Here is a 5,777-nt window from a genome sequence, read left to right on the forward strand (position 1 = left end):
AGTGTTTGTTGTTTGAGAACTCAATAGTGTGCCAAGTTTGTTGATACCGAATTATTTTTAATTTGGTGGATATATAACATTTGCTTGGAATGATGCACCCCCGTGTGTTGTTTCAAGTGTTTTTATTCGCCAGGATTTTATCATCGATTCTTCCCTTATTTTCCAAGGGGTTTCGGTGGCTTTTTGTTTTTTATGGAGAGTTTGATCCTGGCTCAGGATGAACGCTGGCGGCGTGCTTAACACATGCAAGTCGAACGATGACCCCGTGCTTGCACGGGTGATTAGTGGCGAACGGGTGAGTAACACGTGAGTAACCTGCCCCTGACTCTGGGATAAGCCCGGGAAACTGGGTCTAATACTGGATATGACCTTTAACCGCATGGTTTTTGGTGGAAAGATTTATCGGTTGGGGATGGACTCGCGGCCTATCAGCTTGTTGGTGAGGTAATGGCTCACCAAGGCGACGACGGGTAGCCGGCCTGAGAGGGTGACCGGCCACACTGGGACTGAGACACGGCCCAGACTCCTACGGGAGGCAGCAGTGGGGAATATTGCACAATGGGCGAAAGCCTGATGCAGCGACGCCGCGTGAGGGATGACGGCCTTCGGGTTGTAAACCTCTTTCAGTAGGGAAGAAGCGAAAGTGACGGTACCTGCAGAAGAAGCGCCGGCTAACTACGTGCCAGCAGCCGCGGTAATACGTAGGGCGCAAGCGTTATCCGGATTTATTGGGCGTAAAGAGCTCGTAGGCGGTTTGTCGCGTCTGCCGTGAAAGTCCGAGGCTCAACCTCGGATCTGCGGTGGGTACGGGCAGACTAGAGTGATGTAGGGGAGACTGGAATTCCTGGTGTAGCGGTGAAATGCGCAGATATCAGGAGGAACACCGATGGCGAAGGCAGGTCTCTGGGCATCTACTGACGCTGAGGAGCGAAAGCATGGGGAGCGAACAGGATTAGATACCCTGGTAGTCCATGCCGTAAACGTTGGGCACTAGGTGTGGGGAACATTCCACGTTTTCCGCGCCGTAGCTAACGCATTAAGTGCCCCGCCTGGGGAGTACGGCCGCAAGGCTAAAACTCAAAGGAATTGACGGGGGCCCGCACAAGCGGCGGAGCATGCGGATTAATTCGATGCAACGCGAAGAACCTTACCAAGGCTTGACATGTTCCAGACCGCCTCAGAGATGGGGTTTCCCTTCGGGGCTGGTTCACAGGTGGTGCATGGTTGTCGTCAGCTCGTGTCGTGAGATGTTGGGTTAAGTCCCGCAACGAGCGCAACCCTCGTTCCATGTTGCCAGCACGTAAAGGTGGGGACTCATGGGAGACTGCCGGGGTCAACTCGGAGGAAGGTGGGGATGACGTCAAATCATCATGCCCCTTATGTCTTGGGCTTCACGCATGCTACAATGGCCGGTACAATGGGTTGCGATACTGTGAGGTGGAGCTAATCCCTAAAAGCCGGTCTCAGTTCGGATTGGGGTCTGCAACTCGACCCCATGAAGTCGGAGTCGCTAGTAATCGCAGATCAGCAACGCTGCGGTGAATACGTTCCCGGGCCTTGTACACACCGCCCGTCAAGTCACGAAAGTTGGTAACACCCGAAGCCGATGGCCTAACCACCTTGTGTGGAGGGAGTCGTCGAAGGTGGGACTGGCGATTGGGACTAAGTCGTAACAAGGTAGCCGTACCGGAAGGTGCGGCTGGATCACCTCCTTTCTAAGGAGCTAACCAATTATTGGTTGCCCGTTTCTGTCACGAGTGTTGGCAGGCGGGTTGCTCATGGGTGGAATATCAATGAACTCAATACCGGAAAAACAGATGCTACTGATGTGGTGTGTGGTGGTATTGGCTGTGGCTGCATGGTGTTCATGTTTTCTTAGTACGCGTTTGCTGTTGCCCTTTGGGGTGGTGGTGGGTGTTGGAATGAGAGTGTGAGGGTTGTGTGGTTTGTATGGTTTGGCATGCTGTTGGGTTTTGAGGCAACAAGCCCCCTTGTTTGAGGGGTTTGGTGTTTCAGTGTTTGTCCTGTGTCTTTGCACGGTCATCGTGATGGTTCGCCTTTTGTGGGTGGGTTGTTGGTGGTTTGTGTGGGGGTGTGGGGTTGTTGTTTGGGAACTGTATAGTGAACGCGAGCATCTTATAAGATGACCATGTTGTAAAGCCCTTTTGGGGTTTTTGGCGTGGTTGTTTTGTGATTTTGTTGATTGTTTTATAGCTCAAACTTGAGAACTTGTTTTGTGTTGAAGTTTTTAAGGGCGCACGGTGGATGCCTTGGCATCAGGAGCCGATGAAGGACGTGGGAATCTGCGATAAGCCTGGTGGAGTCGATAACCTGACGTTGAGACCAGGATTTCCGAATGGGGAAACCCCGTACGGTGTCATGCCGTATGACCCGCAGCTGAATGTATAGGTTGCGTGGAGGGAACGCGGGGAAGTGAAACATCTCAGTACCCGCAGGAAGAGAAAACAATAGTGATTCCGTTAGTAGTGGCGAGCGAACGCGGATGGGGCTAAACCGGTTGGTGTGTGATAGCGGATAGGCGTTGCATCACCGGGGTTGTGGGGCCCACATGTGCCAACCCTATCTGGTTGGCGGGATGAGGTGCAGGCGTATAGGTGAATCGGTTGGAATGCCGGACCAGAGAGGGTGATAGTCCCGTAGGTGTAATGCGTGTCTGCCGTTCTAGTGTGGGTACCCGAGTAGCACGGGGCTCGAGAAATCTTGTGTGAATCTGCCAGGACCACCTGGTAAGCCTGAATACTACCTGATGACCGATAGTGAATCAGTACCGTGAGGGAATGGTGAAAAGTACCCCGGGAGGGGAGTGAAATAGTACCTGAAACCGTGCGCTTACAATCCGTTAGAGCATGACCCTTGTGGTTGTGTGATGGCGTGCCTTTTGAAGAATGAGCCTGCGAGTTAGTGCTGTGTCGCGAGGTTAACCCGTGTGGGGAAGCCGTAGCGAAAGCGAGTCTGAATAGGGCGTTTGAGTGGCACGGTCTAGACCCGAAGCGAAGTGATCTACCCATGGCCAGGTTGAAGCGTGTGTAAGAGCGCGTGGAGGACCGAACCCACTTCAGTTGAAAATGGAGGGGATGAGCTGTGGGTAGGGGTGAAAGGCCAATCAAACTTCGTGATAGCTGGTTCTCCCCGAAATGCATTTAGGTGCAGCGTTACGTGTTTCTTACCGGAGGTAGAGCTACTGGATAGCTAATGGGCCCTACAAGGTTACTGACGTTAGCCAAACTCCGAATGCCGGTAAGTGAGAGCGTAGCAGTGAGACTGTGGGGGATAAGCTTCATAGTCGAGAGGGAAACAGCCCAGAACGCCAACTAAGGCCCCTAAGCGTGTGCTAAGTGGAAAAGGATGTGGAGTTGCTGTGACAACCAGGAGGTTGGCTTAGAAGCAGCCACCCTTGAAAGAGTGCGTAATAGCTCACTGGTCAAGTGATTCCGCGCCGATAATGTAGCGGGGCTCAAGCACACCGCCGAAGTTGCGTCATTCAGATATTTACCCGGTTTCGATTGGGTGTTTGGATGGGTAGGGGAGCGTCGTGTGGACGGTGAAGTCGCGGTGTAAACCAGCGGTGGAGACCACACGAGTGAGAATGCAGGCATGAGTAGCGAATGACGGGTGAGAAACCCGTCCGCCGAATGATCAAGGGTTCCAGGGTCAAGCTAATCTGCCCTGGGTGAGTCGGGACCTAAGGCGAGGCCGACAGGCGTAGTCGATGGACAACGGGTTGATATTCCCGTACCGGCGAAGAACCGCCCATACCGAGCAATTGATGCTAACCAGTGTTGAGCATGACTGTTGCGACCTTCGGGTTGTTTGTTATGTGATTTGTTGGGAACCGATGTTGTGAGGTCAGCGTATTAACAGGTGTGACGCAGGAAGGTAGCCGAGCCAGGCAATGGAATTGACCTGGTCCAAGGGTGTAGGGCGAGTCATAGGCAAATCCGTGACTCATATAGCCTGAGACCTGATAGGCGCCCACTTTGGTGGGTGATTTGGTGATCCTATGCTGCCTAGAAAAGCATCGGCGCGAGGTTCTAGTCGCCCGTACCCCAAACCGACACAGGTGATCAGGTAGAGAATACTAAGGCGATCGAGAGAATCATGGTTAAGGAACTCGGCAAAATGCCCCCGTAACTTCGGAAGAAGGGGGGCCTGCCCCGTGGAGAAGACTTGCTCTTCTTTTGCGGGTGTGGGCCGCAGAGACCAGGGGGAAGCGACTGTTTACTAAAAACACAGGTCCGTGCGAAGTCGCAAGACGATGTATACGGACTGACTCCTGCCCGGTGCTGGAAGGTTAAGAGGACCGGTTAGCAACTTGTTGCGAAGCTGAGAATTTAAGCCCCAGTAAACGGCGGTGGTAACTATAACCATCCTAAGGTAGCGAAATTCCTTGTCGGGTAAGTTCCGACCTGCACGAATGGAGTAACGACTTCCCCGCTGTCTCAACCATGAACTCGGCGAAATTGCAGTACGAGTAAAGATGCTCGTTACGCGCAGCAGGACGGAAAGACCCCGAGACCTTTACTATAGTTTGGTATTGGTGTTCGGTGCAGCTTGTGTAGGATAGGTGGGAGACTGTGAAGCTCGGACGCTAGTTCGGGTGGAGTCATCGTTGAAATACCACTCTGGCTGTACCGGTCACCTAACTTCGGACCATGATCTGGTTCAGGGACAGTGCCTGATGGGTAGTTTAACTGGGGCGGTTGCCTCCTAAAATGTAACGGAGGCGCCCAAAGGTTCCCTCAGCCTGGTTGGCAATCAGGTGTCGAGTGTAAGTGCACAAGGGAGCTTGACTGTGAGAGTGACAGCTCGAGCAGGGACGAAAGTCGGGACTAGTGATCCGGCGGCACCTCGTGGAAGGGCCGTCGCTCAACGGATAAAAGGTACCTCGGGGATAACAGGCTGATCTTGCCCAAGAGTCCATATCGACGGCATGGTTTGGCACCTCGATGTCGGCTCGTCGCATCCTGGGGCTGGAGTAGGTCCCAAGGGTTGGGCTGTTCGCCCATTAAAGCGGTACGCGAGCTGGGTTTAGAACGTCGTGAGACAGTTCGGTCCCTATCCGCTGCGCGCGTTGGAAATTTGAGAAGGGCTGTCCTTAGTACGAGAGGACCGGGACGGACAAACCTCTGGTGTGTCAGTTGTACTGCCAAGTGCACCGCTGATTAGCTACGTTTGGAAGGGATAACCGCTGAAAGCATCTAAGCGGGAAGCCTGCTTCGAGATGAGATTTCCATGCACCTTGAGTGTGAGAGGCCCCCAGCTAGACCACTGGGTTGATAGGCAGGATGTGGAAGCAAGGACTAAAGACTTGTGTAGCTGACCTGTACTAATAGGCCGATGACTTACAACACACTGTAAAGCAATTATTTTGACAATGATTGTTCGCGTTCACTATACGGTTACGAGACAACAACCTTGTAACACACTGATCCTTTCGGATCGATACTGGATTGTTGCACCCCTTTGTGGGGTGTGGTGGTTTGGTGTTGATGTCCGGTGGGTTTGGTACACATATTTTTTTGGATGAGCATTGGGATGCTTGTTGTTTCGAGACTGTTACGGCGGTCATAGCGTGGGGGAAACGCCCGGTCCCATACCGAACCCGGAAGCTAAGGCCCACTGCGCCGATGGTACTGCACTCGTGAGGGTGTGGGAGAGTAGGTCACCGCCGGACTTAACTTGAAGTAAGTGAAAGTCAGTAATGATGATGGTTTGAGGCCCTGGACACTGTGGTGTTCGGGGCTTCACCTGTTTAA

The 5,777-nt window shown here is 53.1% G+C and carries 3 rRNA genes; all 3 read left to right on the forward strand.

Annotated features, from left to right (window positions below):
- The first annotated feature begins 189 nt into the window (after window positions 1-189).
- The 3 genes from CQ011_RS17595 to rrf all read left to right on the forward strand — a co-directional run bounded on the left by CQ011_RS17595 (window position 190) and on the right by rrf (window position 5,695).
- Window positions 190-1,715, forward strand: a 16S ribosomal RNA gene (locus CQ011_RS17595).
- 523 nt (window positions 1,716-2,238) lie between these two features.
- Window positions 2,239-5,372 (forward strand): 23S ribosomal RNA (locus CQ011_RS17600).
- A gap of 206 nt (window positions 5,373-5,578) precedes the next feature.
- Window positions 5,579-5,695: ribosomal RNA gene (gene rrf, locus CQ011_RS17605) — 5S ribosomal RNA — on the forward strand.
- The 16S, 23S and 5S rRNA genes sit together here, the layout of an rRNA operon.
- Window positions 5,696-5,777 lie beyond the last annotated feature (82 nt).

Source organism: Arthrobacter sp. MYb213 (assembly GCF_002979915.1).
Lineage (GTDB): Bacteria > Actinomycetota > Actinomycetes > Actinomycetales > Micrococcaceae > Glutamicibacter.